A 19,027-nucleotide genomic window follows, 5' to 3' on the forward strand; every position below is an offset into this window, starting at 1 on the left:
CTAGCTGTTACATGATAACACCATAATAATTCTTAAAAACCCGTTGTTTCTTCTATTTAAAAACGCCATTCTATTGGTTTGTAATGATAGAATGACGTTTTTTAAATTTACTTTGCGATGAGCTGCAGGTAATGTTATTGCTGACTGACTTGGAGAGCGTTGTCTAAATCGTAAAGAATATCATCAATCGTTTCAATACCAATAGAAAGACGAATCATATCCGGAGTAACACCGGCTTTTACCTGACTTTCTTCATCCAGCTGTTGATGGGTCGTGCTGGCAGGATGAATAACCAGTGATTTCGCATCGCCAACATTCGCCAAATGACTGAAAATCTTCACGCTGTTAATAAATTTCTTCCCTTCTTCCACACCGCCTTTAATACCAAATGTGAAAATGGATCCTGCTCCTTTTGGCAAATACTTTTGAGCAAGTTCGTGATAAGGGTTTGATGCAAGGCCTGGATAATTAACCCATGAGACATGGGGATGTTTTTCTAAAAATTGTGCAACCTTAAGGGCATTTTCTACATGGCGCTCCATCCGTAGAGGAAGAGTTTCTAATCCCTGAAGAAACATAAATGTATTGAATGGCGAAGCGGAAGCTCCAATGTCTCTAAGCAACGTAACGCGTGCTTTTGTAATATAAGCTAGCGATCCCAGTGCATCTGTATAAACTAGCCCATGATAACTTAGATCTGGTTCTGACAAACCTGAAAATTTTCCGTTAGCCCAATTGAATTTTCCAGAATCTACAATAACACCGCCGATAGAGGTTCCATGGCCGCCAATAAATTTGGTAGCTGAATGAACCACAATATCTGCGCCATACTCAATCGGCCTGCATAAATATGGGGAGGCAAATGTATTATCAACGATAAGCGGAACATTATTTGCATGTGCAATATCGGCAATTGCTTGAATATCCGCAATATTAATTCGAGGATTTCCAATCGTTTCTATAAACACAGCCTTTGTTTTATCATTCATTTTTTCTTGAAATTGAGCTGGATCGTCTACATCAACCAAGTGAAATTTGATTCCAAGCTTTGTCAAAGTATGAGCAAATAAAGCATAGGTCCCCCCATACAGGCTGCTGGAAGCGATAATTTCATCTCCTGCTTCTGCTATGTTCAAAATAGAATATGTAATAGCTGACTGTCCCGATGAAGTTGCTAATGCCCCTACGCCGCCTTCCATTAGGGCAACACGTTGCTCAAAAACATCATGAGTAGGATTCATGATACGTGTATAAATATTTCCGGGTTCTTTTAAAGAAAACAAATCTGCAGCATGATCTGTGTCGTTAAAAATATATGAGCTTGTTTGATAAATAGGGACTGCTCTAGAATTTGTAGTAGGGTCAGGTACTTGTCCTCCATGAAGAGCGATTGTTTCAAACCCTAATGAATGCTTTTTCTCCATCATTACCCCCTCGTTTCACTCGTCTTTATATTTTGAATATTGCGTAATGATATCACAGAGTTTACTTCTCTACTCCCCATTTTGTTTGTGATTCTTTGTATAAACTATCGTTCTGATTCATAATTTTCCCCTCTAACTTTTTTATTTCACACCTAACTGTACCTACTATTCGGTACAGTAACTATTGAAAAATACTCTTATAATTATTCTTTCTTCTTATTGTGACTTAAAGATGCCTGAACATGAACATTTCTTTGGATTGTATTTTTTACAGGTGAAAGTTTCATGGCCTGTGCAACAAGTTCTTCAATCTGATGTTCATCCGCATCACTATCGATATTAAAATGTGCATTGATTTCATCAAAACCAGGATTTCCTTCTTTTAATCCTAAAAAGACATTCAAATCTAGTTGTCCTGAAACCTCTACTTCTAACGAGATTATCTTGATTCCCATTCCACTAGCATTTGCAATAAACCCCACTGACAAGCAAGAACCTATTGCGCTTAATAAATATTCCACTGGGTTCGCTCCCTTATTGGAACCTGCTAACCATTTTGGCTCATCAACATGAATAGGAGCATGATCACCTGCTTTTGCCTCAACATGGAATCCATTATCCCATTTTACAGAAGATGACCAACTTCCAGTACCTTCAGCAGGATTTTTTTTGTATTGCTCCACTAAACCTTCAATAATACTCATATCAACACCATTTAATTTTGCCATTGTTTATCTCTCCTTCAGTACGGAATTATACCTACCAGTCGGTACAAAAAGAACTTAACATAAGAAAAACAATGTTGCAAGAAAAAAACAGTTGACTATTCTAGATTAAATTGTTTTCGGATTACTTCTATAATGTCACTTAAAAAGTTGACGTTTTGTTGGTTTTTCATTAACAAAATTCCTCCTTCAATCATAGCTACAATTGCTTGAGCATCTTTTTTAGTATCAAAGGAATCTAACAGACCTTGTTCAACCATTTCATTTAATGTAGTCTCTATAGCCCCTATCCAACATTCAAATAAATGTTGAATTTTCACACGAAACGTTTCATCATGCTCACTCATTTCAATGGCTAAGTTTCCAATAGGACAACCTGATTTATTCTTCACTTCAGTATGAAAAGTAAGGGTTCTGTCCAGCATCATATTTAACTTATTTACTGGAGTATTATCGGACTGAAGAATATTTGATATTAACTCTGTTTGATATTCATGGACTATAGATTCCACTACTGCTAATCCTAAATCATATTTAGATGAGAAGTAATGATAAAATTGGCCTTTTCCAATTTCTGCAGCCATAAGAATATCTTTTATAGAGGTTGCTTGAAATCCCTTAGAATAAATAATCTCTCTTGCAGCTGATATTATTTCTTGCTTTTTAGACAAATTTCTCACACCTTAATCGCAAAGTTTAGTTTATATATTATATGATTCCATTAGGTTTTTGCCAAGTAATTTAGGAATGGTTCATATTTCCATCATTCAGTATAGTCATCAGAACATTACTTTCATGTAATGAACAGTTGCGATTCTGAATGAACTCGAAACAGACACCCCTTCCCTGATTTTGGAGAAATAATATTACTCGATTACACAATAGAGTACCTACTCCAGCAATTTTTAAGTTGTCCTACCTTCGAAAAGCTGTACGGGCAAATACGTTTCAAGTGGGAAATCATCAAATTTGTCTTCAATTTGTTTTTCTAAAATCTTAATGGCCGTTTTGGAAATTAATTCAATCGGCTGTTGGATAGTAATCAATTCTGGCAGAATAGCCTGAATGGTTTCTGTGCCGTCATAACCGATCACTTTTAATTGATCTGGAATGTCTTTTCCACGTTTTTTGGCTTCCGTAATAACTCCTGCAGCCATGATATCATCACTTGCAAAAATATCCCGTCAACTGAAAGCGTAAAATCATGATTGTTCAATATGTCTAAGGCTTGTGGCTCGTCGAAGTTCGTACTCGTAATATGCAGGTCCAACGCTCCCGGAATTTTTAAGGCTTCAAACAAGTAAGTCGAGAAATGAGTGCTGAGTTCTTTGGCAATCTCGCTTGTCCCTCCTTCGATCCCTCCGCCGGCGGCGCGAAGATTAGAGCAGAAGTTCCTAGATCCCTAGTAAAGATATTATAACTCGCAGGGTCTTCGCCCTCTTTAAGTTCAGCGAAATTCCGATACTTGTCAGAAGCATAGGTGATATTTACAGAAGTAAACAACACTAGGAAAGAAACGAATAACACGCTCGCTCCGCGTACCTTTGAAGCATTGGACGGTGGAGTGAGTAGCTTTTATCATCTGCACGATCATTAAAGATTCTATATGCCATACTATCTTCCCCTCAGCTGTTATTTATTGATAATCATAAATGAAATCATAACGGCAGCATACCCCACCAGCCAAACAACCAGTGAAAAAATATATTCCTTATCTGTGTGAATACACGCGAAAGAATAATACAGTAATCCACTAAAACTGAATATAAAAACATAAAAGACGGACACTTTTTCGTGAGCCTGTCTTTTTATTACGTAATAGTGTTTGAGAGAATACAATGACAAGCGAAAGATCTGTTCCAAGCGTAAATATTTCGCATTGTGCCTAACTATTTTGCCCTGTTTTTACAAGAGCTCTACCGCATAATCCGGTCGGCAGACACATCGGCTTTTGATCGACCGGGCTTTTCATAATGCAGCATTCAAGTCCAAAAACGTCTCGGAACAGCTCTGGTGTAAATACTTCAACAGGAGCACCGGCGCTGTATACTTTCCCGTCCAATATGCTGATTAAATAATCGGCGTACTGTGAGGCCTGATTCAAATCCTGCAATACCATGACAATTGTACGCCCATGCTCCCGATTCAGTTGTTTTAACAGCTCCAATAATTCGATCTGATGCGCGATATCCAAAAAAGTTGCAGGCTCGTCAAGCAGAAGCAGATCCGTGCCTTGCGCCAAAGACGTGGAAATCCAGGCTCTCTGCCTTTGTCCGCCCGAAATGGCATCAAGCGTCCGATTGCACAGCTCCTCCCCCGTTGCTTGTAAAGCAATTATAATAGGCATATTCATTGCAATAACTGACTTTGGAGTATCCGGTAACAGTAAGCTCCCTAAACAAAACCGATTAATCCTTTATCACTTTAACGAAACAAAAACGGATAACCTGTGAGTGGCATTGAAATTTCACTCATCGATGTCTTAAAATCTGAAAACGAAGACGTCATCGACACCATCCAGCTCAGGCACAGAGCTTGAAAAAGTCAAAAAATACATCGACATCCTGGACGGCAGAGAAAAAGAAGTCATCGTCGGCCGCTTCGGCCTTGATTTGAAGAAAGAAAAAACGCAGCGTGAAATCGCGAAGGAGCTTGGGATTTCGCGGAGCTATATGTCGCGAAAAGCGGGCGCTGATGAAGATGTTTCATGAGTTTTACCGGGCGGAGAAGGAGAAGCGGAAGAAGCCGAAGGGGAAATGATGTCATGGAAGCCGGCCTAAAACACCGGCTTCTATTTCTTTCCACCAGGCCCTCAATAAAGCGGGAGCTTGTTATCCAATTACAGAGGCCTGTTGAAGTTACCTTTTAATTTTCTTCTGGGTTTACTTGTGTTGCTATAATGTTCATAACCTTTTTCATAAATTCCTCTTTTGTTAATGAAGCAGTCCCTCCACCTTGAGCGAACATTTTATTTCCTCCGCCTTTTCCATCAATGAGGGAAAGGGTTTCTTGCATTAGGTCTCTCATGTTCATTTTATTTGCTTCTCCTCGCCCGCAAACCAATTGGAAGCGATGATCGTTCTCTGATAAGAAAAAAATAAGGGACCGTTTTTCTCGATCAGCGATCATTTTTGCTAACTTTTGAAGTTCTTGAAGCGATCGATCTGAAAACGTTTCTATCACCATTACAGTATCATTTTCAATTGCGCTTTTTGCTAATAATTCATTGGCTTCATACTGAAGGTTTTTTTCATTAGATTCTAGAAGCGCTTTGTCTAGCTTCTTTACATTTTCTAGTAACCGTTTGACAGCTTCGCTTAATTCCCCTTCAGGACGATTAAGTAATCCAGTCAATTCAACGATTGCTTTTTGTTTTTGATCGAATTGGGTTATGACCCGATTACCGCATACAAAATACAGACGAATTTTTTTCCTCTGTCTTTCCCAATTCAATACTTTTATTGCTCCGACTTCTCCTGTAGCGCTCGGGTGTGTTCCGCCGCATCCGTTGTAATCAAATTCATCAATCATGACAAGACGAATATTTTCTTTTACAGATGGGAGTTTACGAATCGGATAATTTACTAAGTCATCATATTCTACCCACTTCGCGACGATGGACCTATTTTCCATTATGATCTCGTTTGCAAGCTTCTCTGCTTTGCCTGCCATTTCCTCTGTTAATTCTGATACATCAAGGTCAATGGTAACCGTATCATTTCCAAGATGGAATCCAACTGTATGAAGATCATACAACTGCGCGAATGCCGCCGACAAAATATGCTGCCCGGTGTGCTGTTGCATGTGATCAAAACGACGTTCCCAATCAATAACCCCAACCACCTGATCATTTAAATGCGGCAAAGGCCTTTCTACATAATGACGAATTTCTCCATCTATCTCTTCAACGTTTAAAACTTTGACTCCGTTCAATGTTCCTGTATCATGAGGCTGGCCCCCGCCTGTTGGATAAAACGCTGTTTCCTCTAGGGTAATATAAACATCACCTTTTTTGTCCTGTTGTTGTTTCAAGATTTTCGTTTTAAACGTTTTAAGATAGGGATCTTTGTAAAAAAGTTTGTGATGATTCGGACTCATGCCATCTCCCCTTATTTTTTAAATTATTGAAGTCTTCCTCTACCTTCAATATTTAATTCGTCTACAACCTCTCCATTATCGACTAGATAGGCTTTATCGTGCAAGTTACATACTGGACAGATATGATTTGGAATAATTCGCACCTTATCTCCAATGCTTACTTTTTTGTTGAATTCTTCATGATAAATAATAGCATGTTCGTCGAATACGCCATGAATATAAACGTCCTCGTATTCTTTGATACGGCCAAGCCCTTTGGTTGCAGTAAGCCCTTCGCTTCGTGTTTGGGCAGTAATTCCCTTAGCCCCTACATCTGTAATGACTCGTTCTTTTGTTGGTTTACTAATCACGGTTGTGAGCACAGAAGCAGCACAGCGATCATACGTACCAATTACATTTGCTTGTGAGGCGTCCATAAAAATGTAAGTGCCAGGTCTAATTTCTGTAACCCCTTCTGGAATATCAAACTTAAACATGAAGGGAGGAGTAGAGCCAATACTAACCACTTTCGGCTTTAGATTCATTTCTTCCGCAATTCGGGCGAAATGTAATGTTCGTTCTACACTTTCTTTATAGATTTCTTTACAATGTGCTATACTTTTCGCTTTATAAGAATGTCCGTCATGTGAGAAGATTCCTTTAAGCTCGACATTTTGACACGTTTTGATTAATTCTAATAAAGTACGAAAATCATCTTCTTCAATAATCCCGGAGCGTTGTTCTCCTACTTCAATTTCCACTAACACTTGGGCTTTCTTTGTGGCTCCTTCAAATACTTCTTCAATTTCACGTACTTGATACGCACTATCGATTCCAAAAGAGATATCAATCGTTTCAGATAGTTTTCTAATACGTTCAAGCTTTGGTTTCCCAACAATTTCATTTGCGATAAAGATATCTTTTAAGCCATTTCTGGCCATCACTTCAGCTTCTCCTACTTTCGCTACAGCGATTCCTACAGCTCCCATTTCTTCTTGCAGTTTAGCTAATTTAGGCATTTTATGTGTTTTTGTATGAGGGCGTAAGCTTACCTTCTGTTCGTTAGCGTAATTTTGCATATCCTTCATATTGCTTAACATCACGTCTTTATCGATTAAAAGAGCTGGTGTATCTAATTGTAAATCATTCATTGTGCCCCCTCCTTTATCGCTGCAATGGCTTCAACTTCCACCAGACATCCGGCATATAAATGATTTGATGGAACAACTACTCTTGCCGGTTTATGATTGCCGAAGAAATGAGCATAAACCTCATTGATATCCGGCCAATACTTGACATCTGGGGTATAAAGTCTGCATAATATCACATCTTCCTTGGCTAATCCCCGTTCCTTGAGGACAAGCTCCATATTTGCCAATGCCTGTTTTGCTTCTTCTTTTATGCCCCCAGCTGGAATTTTCCCCGTTTCCGGATTCATCGACAGCTGCCCTGAAATATAGAGAACATCATTGTGTTCCATAGCTGGCACGTAATGGCCTCCATCACGTGTTGAATATTTCGTGTGTACAGACTTCAATATAATCTCCCCCATTCCTAGTATTTAAAGCTAGCCTCATCAATCTTCTGGTCAGCAGCCAGCAAAACAGCCAGTTTGATCCTTGCTTTCTTACTGTCATAGCTGCCGCCTAGTATGATTCCGACATCTGCATATGTTGAAGCACTTCCTTGGAATCCATATACTCCCTTGACTTCACCTTCGTCAGCACTTGTTGTCAGAACGACAGTAATTCCTTTCTCTGCGGCTTTCTTTGCACTTTCTAAAATTGCCGGAGCCGTATGGCCTCTTCCCGGCGCCTCAATAATGATTCCTGCACTCCCGCACTCGGCTGCATAATCTATAAACTTTCCGTCTGATCCAAGTGAACACTTAATGAGTTCTACATTTGGCAATGGTTGAATCAGCTGATACGTCTCACGCTTGATTAATCTTTGATGAATTGCGATCTCATCTTGATCGGCCGTTCCCAAATAACCGAATCCCGGTGAGAAAAAACCATCAACATTTGACGCATGCTGTTTTTTCACATATCGAGCAGCAAAGACCCTCTCATTAAACAACACTGTTACCCCTAAGCTTCTCGCATCAGGATGTGCCGCTAATAAGAAAGCTTGTCTTAGGTTCACAAATGCATCTGTACCGTCAAGTGTCGGTCCTCTTTGTGACCCTGTTAACACAACCGGCCTTTCATCAGAAATAACCAGATCAAGGAAATACGAAGTCTCTTCAAGGGTATCTGTCCCATGCGATATCACAATTCCGGCAACATCTTCATTCCGGAAAAAACTCTCTATATTTTCTTTTAAAATTTTAAGGTGATGAAATGTCATATGGCTGCTGGGTAATTGAAAGACTGACTTAATTTCAATATCTATATGAGAAGGCAGTCGGCACATTTCAGAAAGCTCTTCACCTGTCATAGCACCTGCTTCTAATAGACCTGTTTCAGGATCAGGCTTACTTGCAATTGTACCGCCGGTACTCAGCAAAATGATTTTCTTGTTTTCCATATTAACTCCCCATTTTCATATTAAAGGTTTCTCTCTTAGTTCCTAATTAGATTTAATCCCAGCCCCGCATAATGGAATCACGATTTTTTCATCAGAAGAATGACTGTATTTTAAATATCCTGCATAGTTAGCCGCTGTTGTTGGCTCAACATAAAAGCCTTTACTTGCTAATGCTGTACGAGCTTTTAGAATCTCTTCCTCATTGGTTGTAATGATTTGACCGTTTGTGGCACGGATGGCTTCTAATATTTGAGCAGATCTTGCCGGTTTGGCAATCGCGATGCCCTCTGCAAGTGTTCCGCTGTTTTCGACGGGTTCAGCAGCTTGTTGATTGTTGATAAATGCCTTTGCCAACGGCGCACAATTCTCTGCCTGTATCGCAACCAGCCTTGGCATTTTGTCTATACATTTGTTCTCTAGTAACTCTTTAAATCCATAGTAAACCCCAAGTAATAACGTACCATTGCCAACTGGAATAATAAGCGTATCCGGCGCTCCATTCATTTGTTCCCAAATCTCAAAGGCATACGTTTTTGTTCCTTCATAGAAATATGGATTAAAAACGTGACTGGCATAGAATTTTTTCTCTATATCCACAGCCTTTTGCGCTGCTTCAGCCACATCTTCTCTTGTGCCTTCAATTTCGCGAACGTTGGCTCCATGCGCTTTCACCTGCGCGATTTTCTTAGGCGATGTACCCTTTCGAAGAAAGATGTCACATGCGATGTCAGCCCGCTTGGCATAAGCTGCAATAGATGTCCCTGCATTTCCGCTGCTGTCGGCGATCACATGCTTCACTCCCAGCTGCTTTGCCTTAGCTATTAATACAGCCGCACCGCGATCTTTAAAAGACAAAGTAGGCATCATATAGTCCACTTTCACAAAAGTATTCGGCTCCCCGCTGTCTAACACGATGAAAGGCGTGTATCCCTCCCCCATCGTGATACCGCGCCATATGTCGGAGTCGCGATCAAATGGCATAGCATCAATATATCTCCACATAGAAGGCATATCCTTGAGCACTTTTGAATCGGACCATTCTACTTTTTCTTTTACAAGGTCTAACACTCCGCCACACTGGCATTTCCACACCTGTTCAGACACATTGTATTTCGTACGGCAGGAATGACATTGATACTGTTCCATTATTTTTAGACCTCCTATTATATATTTTTTTATATGTTATATATTTTTTTATATGCTTTAGACAAAAAAATATATTACAGACTGGCGATTGCTTCAATTTCAACCTGAAAACCGTAATGCAGCTCGTTCGTCGGAACAACTGACCGTGCTGGGCGATAATTGTGAAAAAAACCCTGACAGACATTGTCAACACGGTCTAATAAATTGATATCGTGTAGATATAGGGTCATCTTTACAATTTTGCCTTTATGACTACCGGCTTTTTTTAAGATATACGCTATATTTGACAATGCCTGTAAAGTCTCTTCTTCAATGGTGCCAAATTTCTTTTCCTGCGTGATTGGATCAATGGCAAATTGCCCTGATACATAGACCGTGTTTTGATGAACCACAGCTAACGCATAATGACCGTTCGATTTTAAATTGCCTGCCTCAAAAATACTCTCCACTTCGCTCACTCCGATTGTCTTTTTTTCACTTCATCCAAATAGCTGTAGACTGTGACCTTTGAAATGCCTAATTGTTCTGCTACTTTATCAATGGCACCTTTCATGAGGAATATCCCCTTTTCATCCATAAATCTGATCAGCTCGATTTTTTCCCGGCGTTTCATCATAGAGTGTTTGCGGTTCGCTACAATTTGTTCAATTAACTGGTTCGTGATCTCTTCTACATTCTGAATCGAAGCTTCCTGTTCCGCCGTATTCGAAGTTTGTATTTGATTTTTCTTTTCAACACCAGGCATAAATGCATCTAACATTTCTTTCATTTGAATCATTACATTCATGTCATAGTTGGTGCAAAAAGCCCCAATCACCTGCTGTTGGCCATCTCTAATGAGGGTAGTCGATGATTTTATTGTTCTCCCATCATCTGTTTGAATTTCATATCCAGCTAAGTAATCCTCTTTAAATTCATTGGATAAAAGAACCTTTTTCACTAAGTGGTCAAAGGATTGGCCAACCTCTCTTCCTGTTACATGATTGTTGATTGTGAAAATGACGGAAGACTGTGGTGTTGTCAAATCGTGAATGACGACCTCACAATTTGGACCAAACATTTCCCCTATCGTTTTTGCAAATGGTATGTAACTTTTTAAAATCTGTTTTGCTTCAGTCAAAACCTGAACACCTAACTTTCATTTACCTGCATTTATCTCAAGTGATTTCATTCATGGATTCATTATATAATTTTTTATACAAAAATGAAACAAAAATATATTTTTTTATACAAGGGATTGATCATTCATTACACTTATTTGCACCTTTTTTGGGCCACAAAATGGGCTATATTTTAAGCTATAAATAAACCACTGAACAATTGTTGTCGTGCATCGATATCCTCTGGCGAGAGAGAATACATCGTCGGCCGCTTCGGCCTTGATTTGAAGAAAGAGAAAACGCAGCAGCGGGAAATTGCAAAGGCTCTCGGAATTTCGCAGAGTAGTGTCCGGACCTGAGAAGCGTGCACTGCTGAAGATGTTTCACGAGTTTTATCGGGCGAAGAAGGAGAAGCGGAAGTGACAAATAAGAAAATATGAAGCTACTTATATTAAGTACGTATGGAATCTTTCGTTCTTCATGGAAATACGTTGATGCATTAAGACTGCTTCACGACTTAATAAGAAAATAATGAATGAATAAGACTTAAAGCTCTTGGATGGTTTTTTATGCAATGAACATAAAAGAGGCTATACTACAGCCCCTTTCTTTTGCACGTTTAACATACTTGATTCAACATTTAAAAAACTAATTTAAACACAAAGAAAATAACTAACGTTGTAAAAATTTGACTTCCTATAAACACTACATATCCTTTGCGAACTTGGCTATGTTGAAGAAATTCACTTCGCTTACGAAAGATTACTTGTTTTTTCTCCTCAAAATGTTTAATCAATAGATACTCGGTAGCAAAACAAGTGAAATTGGCAAGAAATAAGAAAATGAACGTTAAATAAAATCCATTCTCATCGCCTATGAATGCCCGGGAAAATAATATGATTGTTATTCCAAGAAAAATATACGAAAAGTAAAATTTTCTAAAATAATTCATTATCTCTCAACCCTTTTAAAAATTACACATTTTTAACACAGGGTGCTTCCTAAATAATATGCAGTGGATATGATAAATGGAATCGAGGCTGAAAGCCCGCCTGAAATCCCAAGAGCAAGAGCGGCGGCGGTATAAGAACCAGAATGAATCAAACCAATAGCCCCTAGTACATTACTACATGTGATAACACTGTTGATCCTTATTTCGCTAGCCCCATCTTTTGTAATTTCGGCTAAGTCACTAGAAACATCATTTGTAAAATCAGATACAGCGCCATCTTTCCCAATTCATTCATTAAAGTTATGAATATAACCTTCCAATTCAGAGGCAGTCATCGAATATTCTAATTCAGCAAGCCCCTTATCTAAAGCTTTTTTATCAACAACTTTCATTAACTTTTTACCATTGTCATCAACATATGTATGTAGGTGTTTCATTATTAATTCAGCCGCTTCGAAGTCTTTATCGCTCCATAAATCACTGACGGTTTTTGATGATGTAGCTTTAGCAATAAACGGACCCGAAAAAGTCGTTATTGCAAGTATAAGAATCAGAAAAAAGCATTTTTTAACATTCAACCATTCAATCCTAATTTTGCATTTCAATTGGTATTTCATTGCCATGCTAACATAATTAAGAAAATCCTCGCAATATCAAAAATTAGGAGCATTTAAAAAAATACATTGATAAAAATCCCATGCTTCTTTCTGCGATCTTTTAGAAAAAAATGATCTTATTTTTTTAATATCCTATTCTACATTTATATTTTCTCACAGAAGCTTTTATCCTCATTTCGATAACCAAAATACGCTGCTGATTGTATCATCACTTACACGGATAACCTCTAATACTCAATGAAATCAGCAAGAGGAAGCCAGATTTCATTTTCCGGCTTCCTCTATGTCATTTTAAAAAACAAGAAATCACTTTATGCTGCTGGATATAAACATTGAAGCATCTTGATCCATAAAAATACGATGGCCGTGATAGAATGTCTTCATTTCAGTTGATTTAAATCCAACATCGGATAATCTTTTTTTCAATTCTTCGTGCGAAAAACCGCTGTGAACTTTCGGATGTTGAATTTTATCGTTTTTGTCAAAATCAATAATCAAGAGCTTGCCGCCATTATTTAAAACACCGAACAATTCTTGTAAAATTTTATTCGTATCCGGAATATGAAGAAGGACGAGTGACATTAAAACGATGTCTGCCTTCAGTTCAGGAGTTTCTTCGGTAAAATCTGAATAAAGCACTTTTGCGTTGGCAATTCCTTTGCGAGAAATTTTAGCTTTCGCCACCTCCAACATTTGTTTTGATGAATCGACCAACAAAATAGAGTGTACTAAATCTGATAATTCTAAACTAATGAGACCAGTACCACTCCCATAGTCGATTAAAGATTTTGATTGACTATTTCGCAATTCCGGTCTTACTTCATTCACGATCACTTTTGCTATTTCAATTCTTTCTTCTGTATCATATCGTTTTGCCATCTGTTCAAAAACGTTATGTTCCATATTCCACTCCCTATTTTTATTTAAAAATAAAGCTACATCGTGGTCATTATAGCTTGAGGTGCTCCACTCAGGACTTATGGGCGGATTCTATTTGCTCTTTTGAGCAAGGATATAAAACCATACAATTTTGTCAGCTTGCGGCCCGTTGAAAAAAAGCCGCACCGGTATACTGCCAAGCTGACGGAAAATATCCCAGACATCCTCATGAAATATCCTGCCTGAAAGGCCTTCAAACGAAGCCAAATCAGCTGATCACTACTTTTGTTTTTTCAGGTATGTTTTCATAAATCCATTTTGCATCTGGAATCGCAAGCCTGATGCATCCATGGGAAGCTTTTTTTCCTAATTTTTTTGCTTCCTTTTCAATGACCTTCTTATCTTTGGTGAATGGTACGCTATGAAATAAGAATTCACCATGATTTTTCCATGAAACCCAATACTCTGCACCTTCCTGATATTTTGGGGAGAAAAACCACTCACCTCGTTCAGGCTCTACATAATATGTACCCTTTGGTGTTGAATCATCCTCTGTTTGATCAAGACCTGAGGAAATATTCATCGTGTAGATTGTTTGACTTCCATCTTTGATGTAGGCCTCCTGTTTTTTTGTAGACACATCAATCCAGATAGAATCTTTATTTTTAATGGCAGGGTATTTTCCGTCTGAAGGTTTTGTCCAGTCGATTTCTTTTTTCTCCATTTTTGTTTTTACATTGTTAGATGTTTCTGTTGATGACGTATCAGCAGGCTTGCTTACTTCAGCGTTCACCTGTTCCATTTCAGCTTTTGACTTTGAACAAGCTGCCATCATGCCAACCAGAGATACAGAAGCTACTAATATTAATCCAATTCGCCGTTTATGCTTCATATGAAGTCTTTCCTCCTTGCTTCCCCATATAAATCTTAAACATTACGATTTAGATTGTAGCTTAGTGTATCATTTTTTGTCAAAGCACAAGGCCATTCAAAAAGCTCAGGCTTCATTCAAACTCGGAGCATCTTCATTTCCATGCTTCTCTAAAACTCGTTTTAATCCAAGCACTGCCGGCACTTTAGTCAATTGTTGTCGTGGTCATTTTTAAACGTTAGCTAAAATCTTTCCTTAGATTGAAATTCCTTTTTTAGCACCGAAACTATAAGCTGGTCAGCAGGCTTTCCCTGAAATTCTCCGCTTTCTCGCAAACAGCCCTCATAAGAGAAACGAAGTCTCTGAGGTACAGCGAGGCTTCGTTTATTTTGGCTGATCACTTTTATTTCTAAGCGATTTATTATATAGTAGCCAATAGAGGCTGTTTTGATTCTGTCATTGATTTGATATAAGCACACTTTCCCTGCCAAACGGCCTTTTTCAAAAATGTCGAGATGCAGCGAAGATCCGGATTCCGCTTCTTCTTGTGCAAACGTAATGAACTCTTGACTGTCTTTCACACTTTTCACCTCATCACCCACGGAAGCCATTCATTCAAAAAACAGGTTCAATATCCATTTTTTGAAAACCATTAATAATACCGGTTCTTTTATCAATGAGCAGTTGATCATCCAGAGGTAAACTCATATGAACACCTCTCTAACAATGAATTTTCTATTGGTATTTTGAGATGTGACAGCATGTGTTCAGAATGCCATAATGCAATATGTCCATTGCACCACGAAGCGAGCTCCGGGGTTTTGGATTAGAAAGCCAAGGATAAGTAAGGGAATTATGGTTTCATCACCTTCGCCACCCGCGCCTCAAATTCCGCGTACGTGATTTTACCCGAAGCCAAATCCATACTATGAAGGTAAATCTGTTCTGTTTTAGAATAGTCACCATTCACTTTCAGTGATTGCTCCTCTCCCGAAATGGGTTTCAGGATATGGTACTTTTTCGAAAAAGCCTCGAAATAGCGGTAACCGAATTTGCGTTGTGAAGCTGCGTCTAAATGAATGCCATCAGGATTCGCAGTCAAACCTGCTGCAGTAACAAAATAACAATTCTGTTGTTCATTAGCAAAACGCAGCAATTGTTCATTAACCTGTCGAAATTCGGTCGCGTGCTTTCCAAAACCGGTCTTCCCAAGAAAGTCACCAAGCCCTCCAATAATCAACGGTACCTCATCAAGTTTCAACTCGTTTCTTAGCGTTTCGATAATAAGGGTTAATTTCTCGTAATAAGTTTCATGTAGCGAACGATAACTGTCACTCTCACCTTGGTGCCAAAGGATTCCACAAATTTGACTGGACCGGAGGGCGAAGCGGGCTTCGGACAAAGCATGCTGAAAAAGGATGCCTTCCGGATGCCAGTCATTCAATGAACTGCCACCTTCCGCACAAGGGATCAAGCCAATTTCTTCATCGGGATGAGCTCTCGACCATGCATCTGCAAAAGATGCCGCCAGGCCAACGCCGGAAACCGGACGGTCGTAATTAATCGGCTCTGTCATCATCTGCCACTGTCCATTGCGCAGCATTTTTATTTTTTCATTATAGATAGGGTCTACTTCATTCAAAAATCCACGGCCCGCCATATTCGACTGCCCCAACATTAAAAAAGACTTTATCATCTAATTTTCACTTCTTTACATCAATATTTTGGTCTAATTAGACTATAGTGAATTCAGTTTGTCTTGTAAAGTTTTAACAGGTTTTATTTTTTTATTAGCATGTATGAAAAACAAACTAACATTGAAAATTTGGTGGATGTATTTGTGAAATAGCATGTTCTTTTGCTTTTCTTATTCAACTATCGGGGGCTTTAGTTTAATAATAACGATCTTCCACAATCGGGCGCGATTATTGAACAAGAACTAAAGGAGTTATACATATTAGTCATGTAAAATATGTATAACTCCTTATTTTTTATGACTTTTTTTGATTTAGGTCTTGATAAATAACGAAATTTCTCGTATAAAAATACACAATTAGATGACCGGGTGTATTGCTGAAACATACACCCGGTCATCTTTATGCGGCTTTTCAATTACTTCCCTGAATGTGCAGGTATTCTTCAGGAAAGCGGTCAACTTCCCCTGCCTGCCCCGCAAGTAAAAACGTTCGAAAAAAGTTAAATCCTATTTAATTTGAATTTCCTTCACTTTTTTTATCTGTTTTGCTTGGAACAGGATCAAAGCCTCCCGGATGAAGAGGGTGGCATTTCAGTAATCATTTGATGAGCAGATAACTGCCTTTGATAAACCCAAACCTTTGAATCGCTTCAAGACCGTAGTTGGAACATGTTGGATAAAATCTGCAAGTTGGTGGGAAAAGAGGTGATATCGCCTTTTGATAGAATCGAATCAATACTTCGCTGCCCGTTTCATGATTCCTCCCGAAGAAATTTTGCTATATCCTTTGCAAAATATGTAACAATCAGATCCGCACCCGGCACTGCCGCTGATCTTTCGTCAGCCGACAGGTCACCATATTAATCGGTTAAAGTAAATGTTTAGAATAAAAAATAGAAGATAACATGACTCCAACGAGCTATCGCTTTTGTCAAAATTGTGACCAAAAAAAGCTTTTCTTGTTGATATGAACGTTACATCTGCATGATTCAGAAAAGTGGTTTTTCTCGTGAGATTCTTCACTTGACAAGATCTCTTTTTCGGGGAAATAAAGAAGAGTAGCGGGAGATCATGTTAGCAGATCAGTTTCTTTGTTCATTTTTTGGACACTGAGCAGAAACCTTCAATGAAGAGCCTCCATCTCATCTCTCGTCACTATACTATCCTCTGTGTCTGCTCTCGTTTAGATATTTACTGGTTGTGGTAAAATAATATGAAGAAATTCAATGCAATATCTGAACAACAAGGCAGGCGATGCCGGATTCCTTGATTGTGCGTGAATATGATCACCCGACAACACAAGGCTCTGAAGTGAAATTCAAACAAAGGTTAGAACAAATTTCAGATTGGACTAAAAGGAATAATGAATAATTGGAACACTTGGCATTCCTCTAAGATCAAGTTGTATAGAAGAAGCCTATATCTTTTTGGATATTCATATTCTTTGCAGCCGTTCTTACACAATGTGAATTTTACAAAGAATGGAGGTGTCCTATTTATGACGAAAGCTGAAATAATCGAGTACTGCCTGTCTTATTCAGATACTTATAAAGACCACCCTTTTGGTGAAGGATGGACTGCGATGCGTCACAACGGTAATAAAAAGTTGTTTGCTCTTATCTTTAATCTTGATGGCCACTTATGCGTAAATCTTAAATGTGAACCTCATCGCGCTCATTTTCTCCGCGGCATATTTAAAGAGGTGAAGCCTGGGTATCATATGAATAAAGAGCACTGGAATACCATCATATTAGATGGTGATCTCCCAGAGGATGATCTTCATGATATGGTGCAGCATAGTTTTGAATTGACTAAGCCAAAGGCACGTATCTGATACACATTTATTTATTGCATTAAATCGATAACGTCTCTAGGTATTAATGAACTCCCCTTAGGGATTGACCGAGTTGTTTATAAAGAAAAGGAACCTCTGATGAGTTCCTTTTTGTATATCATTGTGTTTATATAAAATACCTCTGTAGAGCCCTGACATATAAGAACTCAAAAGTCAGCCCATTTCAAAACATGATGAAAACTTCTGTGCCGGAGTTTTTTTAACGCTTAATTATACAGATAACTCACCTTCAAACACTTTTTCCTCACTTTGATTGTAGGTGAACAACTATAGGCTCAAGCACTCTTCATTTTGTGAGGACATGATAGGAGCATCTTTCCATGGTGAGGGCTTATACATATCAAAAGACCGCAAAGCTTTCTTGAAGAAGCTTTGCGGTCTGCGGGTCTCTTTTTTGCTTAGTATAGTCAATGGATTCCAGCAGAATCCACACATATATCATTGATGTTTTATTTTGATGTTTCCTCTTACGAATCATTTGTCTGAGAAGATAGAATTCATTTGGACCCGTGTGAGATGCACCCAAGCCATAGCGGCTTTATGCCATGTAACAATAAATGTGGAGGAACCTGCATGTCTCAGTTAGTTTCGGGATAAAATGCGTGTTGATGTTCCTCTGCTTCACTATTTAATATGCGATAGCTAGACCCTCCAATATGAAGCGGAATATCCAGTTTCTCTAAATTTGGCATTCCATTTCTTAAGAAAAGCTCTTTATCTTGATATCTCTGTAAAACTTCTCCCACAATCCACTCTTGATCCCCTAAAGTGGAAACACTGTGTACTTTACACTCATAAGCAAAATACGCATCAGTTAAAATCGGTATCTCAGCTCTTCGTCCTTCTTCGTATTGAATATGAAATGCTGCAAACTTATTGATATCTCTGCCGCTATGGGTGCCTAATGCTTGAATGAGTTCCGAACATCTTCCCGGAAGAAAATTCACACCGAAAACACCGCTTTTCTCAATCAATTTGTAGGTATATGTCTCTTTGTTTACTGATACCCCATACATTCCGGGAGAAGATCCGATATACGTATGCCACCCGGAGGCCATTGCGTTTTTTTCACCTTTATATTGAGCCGTAACGACAGCTACCATGCCGGGGTAGGCGTACCAAATTGGTTCATCGATCGGTGCTCTCATCTTCATCG

At 38.8% G+C, this 19,027-nt stretch carries 18 protein-coding genes and 5 pseudogenes; 3 read left to right on the plus strand and 20 right to left on the minus strand.

Annotated features, from left to right (window positions below; genetic code table 11):
• Positions 1 to 134: 134 nt before the first annotated feature.
• From P3X63_RS14380 to P3X63_RS14405, 6 genes and pseudogenes are all read right to left on the minus strand, one after another.
• Positions 135 to 1,424, minus strand: a complete 1,290-nt coding sequence (locus P3X63_RS14380; RefSeq protein ID WP_077736386.1) for a homocysteine synthase — start codon at positions 1,422 to 1,424, stop codon at positions 135 to 137.
• Positions 1,425 to 1,627: 203 nt separating this feature from the next.
• Complete coding sequence (locus P3X63_RS14385; RefSeq protein WP_277691170.1) at positions 1,628 to 2,152, minus strand: OsmC family protein; 525 nt, start codon at positions 2,150 to 2,152, stop codon at positions 1,628 to 1,630.
• Between the two features lie 95 nt (positions 2,153 to 2,247).
• Positions 2,248 to 2,820, minus strand: coding sequence for a TetR/AcrR family transcriptional regulator (locus P3X63_RS14390; RefSeq protein ID WP_043928354.1), 573 nt, complete (start codon positions 2,818 to 2,820; stop codon positions 2,248 to 2,250).
• A gap of 234 nt (positions 2,821 to 3,054) precedes the next feature.
• Positions 3,055 to 3,327, minus strand: a pseudogene (locus P3X63_RS22905) (substrate-binding domain-containing protein); the annotation flags it as partial.
• Positions 3,246 to 3,506, minus strand: a complete 261-nt coding sequence (locus P3X63_RS22910; RefSeq protein WP_077736383.1) for a poly-gamma-glutamate hydrolase family protein — start codon at positions 3,504 to 3,506, stop codon at positions 3,246 to 3,248. The gene P3X63_RS22910 and the pseudogene P3X63_RS22905, both read right to left, overlap by 82 nt.
• Before the next feature lie 528 nt (positions 3,507 to 4,034).
• Positions 4,035 to 4,481 (minus strand): annotated as a pseudogene (locus P3X63_RS14405) (ABC transporter ATP-binding protein); the annotation flags it as partial.
• A 123-nt stretch (positions 4,482 to 4,604) separates the two neighbouring features.
• Here P3X63_RS14405 and P3X63_RS14410 point away from each other — a divergent pair.
• Positions 4,605 to 4,909: pseudogene (locus tag P3X63_RS14410) on the plus strand (sigma factor-like helix-turn-helix DNA-binding protein); the annotation flags it as partial.
• 105 nt (positions 4,910 to 5,014) lie between these two features.
• Here P3X63_RS14410 and P3X63_RS14415 read toward each other — a convergent pair.
• The 7 genes from P3X63_RS14415 to P3X63_RS14445 all read right to left on the minus strand — a co-directional run bounded on the left by P3X63_RS14415 (position 5,015) and on the right by P3X63_RS14445 (position 11,021).
• Entirely contained in the window at positions 5,015 to 6,247 is a 1,233-nt protein-coding gene (locus tag P3X63_RS14415) for an alanyl-tRNA editing protein (RefSeq protein ID WP_277691171.1), read from the minus strand.
• Between the two features lie 23 nt (positions 6,248 to 6,270).
• On the minus strand, positions 6,271 to 7,377 hold the full coding sequence (locus tag P3X63_RS14420) for a D-TA family PLP-dependent enzyme (RefSeq protein WP_077736381.1): 1,107 nt from the start codon (positions 7,375 to 7,377) through the stop codon (positions 6,271 to 6,273).
• Positions 7,374 to 7,763: a RidA family protein gene (locus P3X63_RS14425; protein ID WP_026587963.1), complete on the minus strand. Its 390-nt coding sequence runs from the start codon at positions 7,761 to 7,763 to the stop codon at positions 7,374 to 7,376. Before P3X63_RS14425 ends, P3X63_RS14420 begins: the two co-directional genes overlap by 4 nt.
• Positions 7,764 to 7,780: 17 nt before the next feature.
• Positions 7,781 to 8,755: an asparaginase gene (locus P3X63_RS14430; protein ID WP_277691172.1), complete on the minus strand. Its 975-nt coding sequence runs from the start codon at positions 8,753 to 8,755 to the stop codon at positions 7,781 to 7,783.
• Positions 8,756 to 8,797: 42 nt separating this feature from the next.
• Positions 8,798 to 9,901, minus strand: a complete 1,104-nt coding sequence (gene thrC, locus P3X63_RS14435; RefSeq protein ID WP_026587965.1) for a threonine synthase — start codon at positions 9,899 to 9,901, stop codon at positions 8,798 to 8,800.
• 74 nt (positions 9,902 to 9,975) lie between these two features.
• A complete protein-coding gene (locus tag P3X63_RS14440) occupies positions 9,976 to 10,350 on the minus strand; it encodes a RidA family protein (RefSeq protein WP_077736379.1) in 375 nt (124 codons plus the stop codon).
• 5 nt (positions 10,351 to 10,355) lie between these two features.
• Positions 10,356 to 11,021, minus strand: a complete 666-nt coding sequence (locus tag P3X63_RS14445; protein ID WP_077736378.1) for a helix-turn-helix transcriptional regulator — start codon at positions 11,019 to 11,021, stop codon at positions 10,356 to 10,358.
• A gap of 228 nt (positions 11,022 to 11,249) precedes the next feature.
• On the opposite strand from P3X63_RS14445, the pseudogene P3X63_RS14450 reads away from it, so the two are divergent.
• Positions 11,250 to 11,424, plus strand: a pseudogene (locus P3X63_RS14450) (sigma factor-like helix-turn-helix DNA-binding protein); the annotation flags it as partial.
• An 816-nt stretch (positions 11,425 to 12,240) separates the two neighbouring features.
• Here the strand turns inward: P3X63_RS14450 and P3X63_RS14455 are convergent.
• From P3X63_RS14455 to yidD, 6 genes and pseudogenes are all read right to left on the minus strand, one after another.
• A complete protein-coding gene (locus P3X63_RS14455) occupies positions 12,241 to 12,531 on the minus strand; it encodes a hypothetical protein (protein WP_277691173.1) in 291 nt (96 codons plus the stop codon).
• A 345-nt stretch (positions 12,532 to 12,876) separates the two neighbouring features.
• The gene (locus P3X63_RS14460; protein ID WP_277691174.1) at positions 12,877 to 13,473 is read right to left on the minus strand and encodes a class I SAM-dependent methyltransferase; all 597 of its coding nucleotides are present in this window, start codon (positions 13,471 to 13,473) and stop codon (positions 12,877 to 12,879) included.
• 244 nt (positions 13,474 to 13,717) lie between these two features.
• A complete protein-coding gene (locus tag P3X63_RS14465) occupies positions 13,718 to 14,341 on the minus strand; it encodes a L,D-transpeptidase (protein WP_277691175.1) in 624 nt (207 codons plus the stop codon).
• A gap of 221 nt (positions 14,342 to 14,562) precedes the next feature.
• Positions 14,563 to 14,901, minus strand: coding sequence for a GNAT family N-acetyltransferase (locus P3X63_RS14470; protein ID WP_277691176.1), 339 nt, complete (start codon positions 14,899 to 14,901; stop codon positions 14,563 to 14,565).
• A gap of 272 nt (positions 14,902 to 15,173) precedes the next feature.
• Complete coding sequence (locus P3X63_RS14475; RefSeq protein WP_026587971.1) at positions 15,174 to 16,016, minus strand: sialate O-acetylesterase; 843 nt, start codon at positions 16,014 to 16,016, stop codon at positions 15,174 to 15,176.
• 511 nt (positions 16,017 to 16,527) lie between these two features.
• Positions 16,528 to 16,752: pseudogene (gene yidD, locus P3X63_RS14480) on the minus strand (membrane protein insertion efficiency factor YidD).
• Between the two features lie 762 nt (positions 16,753 to 17,514).
• Here yidD and P3X63_RS14485 point away from each other — a divergent pair.
• Entirely contained in the window at positions 17,515 to 17,850 is a 336-nt protein-coding gene (locus P3X63_RS14485) for an MmcQ/YjbR family DNA-binding protein (RefSeq protein WP_026587972.1), read from the plus strand.
• A gap of 599 nt (positions 17,851 to 18,449) precedes the next feature.
• On the opposite strand, the gene P3X63_RS14490 is transcribed toward P3X63_RS14485, so the two are convergent.
• Positions 18,450 to 19,019 carry a flavin reductase family protein gene (locus tag P3X63_RS14490; protein ID WP_277692932.1) on the minus strand — a complete coding sequence of 190 codons (570 nt, stop codon included), beginning with the start codon at positions 19,017 to 19,019 and terminating at the stop codon, positions 18,450 to 18,452.
• Positions 19,020 to 19,027 lie beyond the last annotated feature (8 nt).

The sequence above is a fragment of the Bacillus sp. HSf4 genome (assembly GCF_029537375.1).
Classification (GTDB): domain Bacteria; phylum Bacillota; class Bacilli; order Bacillales; family Bacillaceae; genus Bacillus; species Bacillus sonorensis_A.

Bases quoted from the DNA above. Each gene is read 5' to 3' on its own strand.
- P3X63_RS14475 (WP_026587971.1), bottom strand. From the start codon at position 16,016: ATGATAAAGTCTTTTTTAATGTTGGGGCAGTCGAATATGGCGGGCCGT.
- P3X63_RS14380 (WP_077736386.1), bottom strand. From the start codon at position 1,424: ATGGAGAAAAAGCATTCATTAGGGTTTGAAACAATCGCTCTTCATGGA.
- P3X63_RS14420 (WP_077736381.1), bottom strand. From the start codon at position 7,377: ATGAATGATTTACAATTAGATACACCAGCTCTTTTAATCGATAAAGAC.
- P3X63_RS14430 (WP_277691172.1), bottom strand. From the start codon at position 8,755: ATGGAAAACAAGAAAATCATTTTGCTGAGTACCGGCGGTACAATTGCA.
- P3X63_RS14465 (WP_277691175.1), bottom strand. From the start codon at position 14,341: ATGAAGCATAAACGGCGAATTGGATTAATATTAGTAGCTTCTGTATCT.
- P3X63_RS14385 (WP_277691170.1), bottom strand. From the start codon at position 2,152: ATGGCAAAATTAAATGGTGTTGATATGAGTATTATTGAAGGTTTAGTG.
- P3X63_RS14415 (WP_277691171.1), bottom strand. From the start codon at position 6,247: ATGAGTCCGAATCATCACAAACTTTTTTACAAAGATCCCTATCTTAAA.
- P3X63_RS14490 (WP_277692932.1), bottom strand. From the start codon at position 19,019: ATGAGAGCACCGATCGATGAACCAATTTGGTACGCCTACCCCGGCATG.
- P3X63_RS14460 (WP_277691174.1), bottom strand. From the start codon at position 13,473: ATGGAACATAACGTTTTTGAACAGATGGCAAAACGATATGATACAGAA.
- thrC (WP_026587965.1), bottom strand. From the start codon at position 9,901: ATGGAACAGTATCAATGTCATTCCTGCCGTACGAAATACAATGTGTCT.
- P3X63_RS14485 (WP_026587972.1), top strand. From the start codon at position 17,515: ATGACGAAAGCTGAAATAATCGAGTACTGCCTGTCTTATTCAGATACT.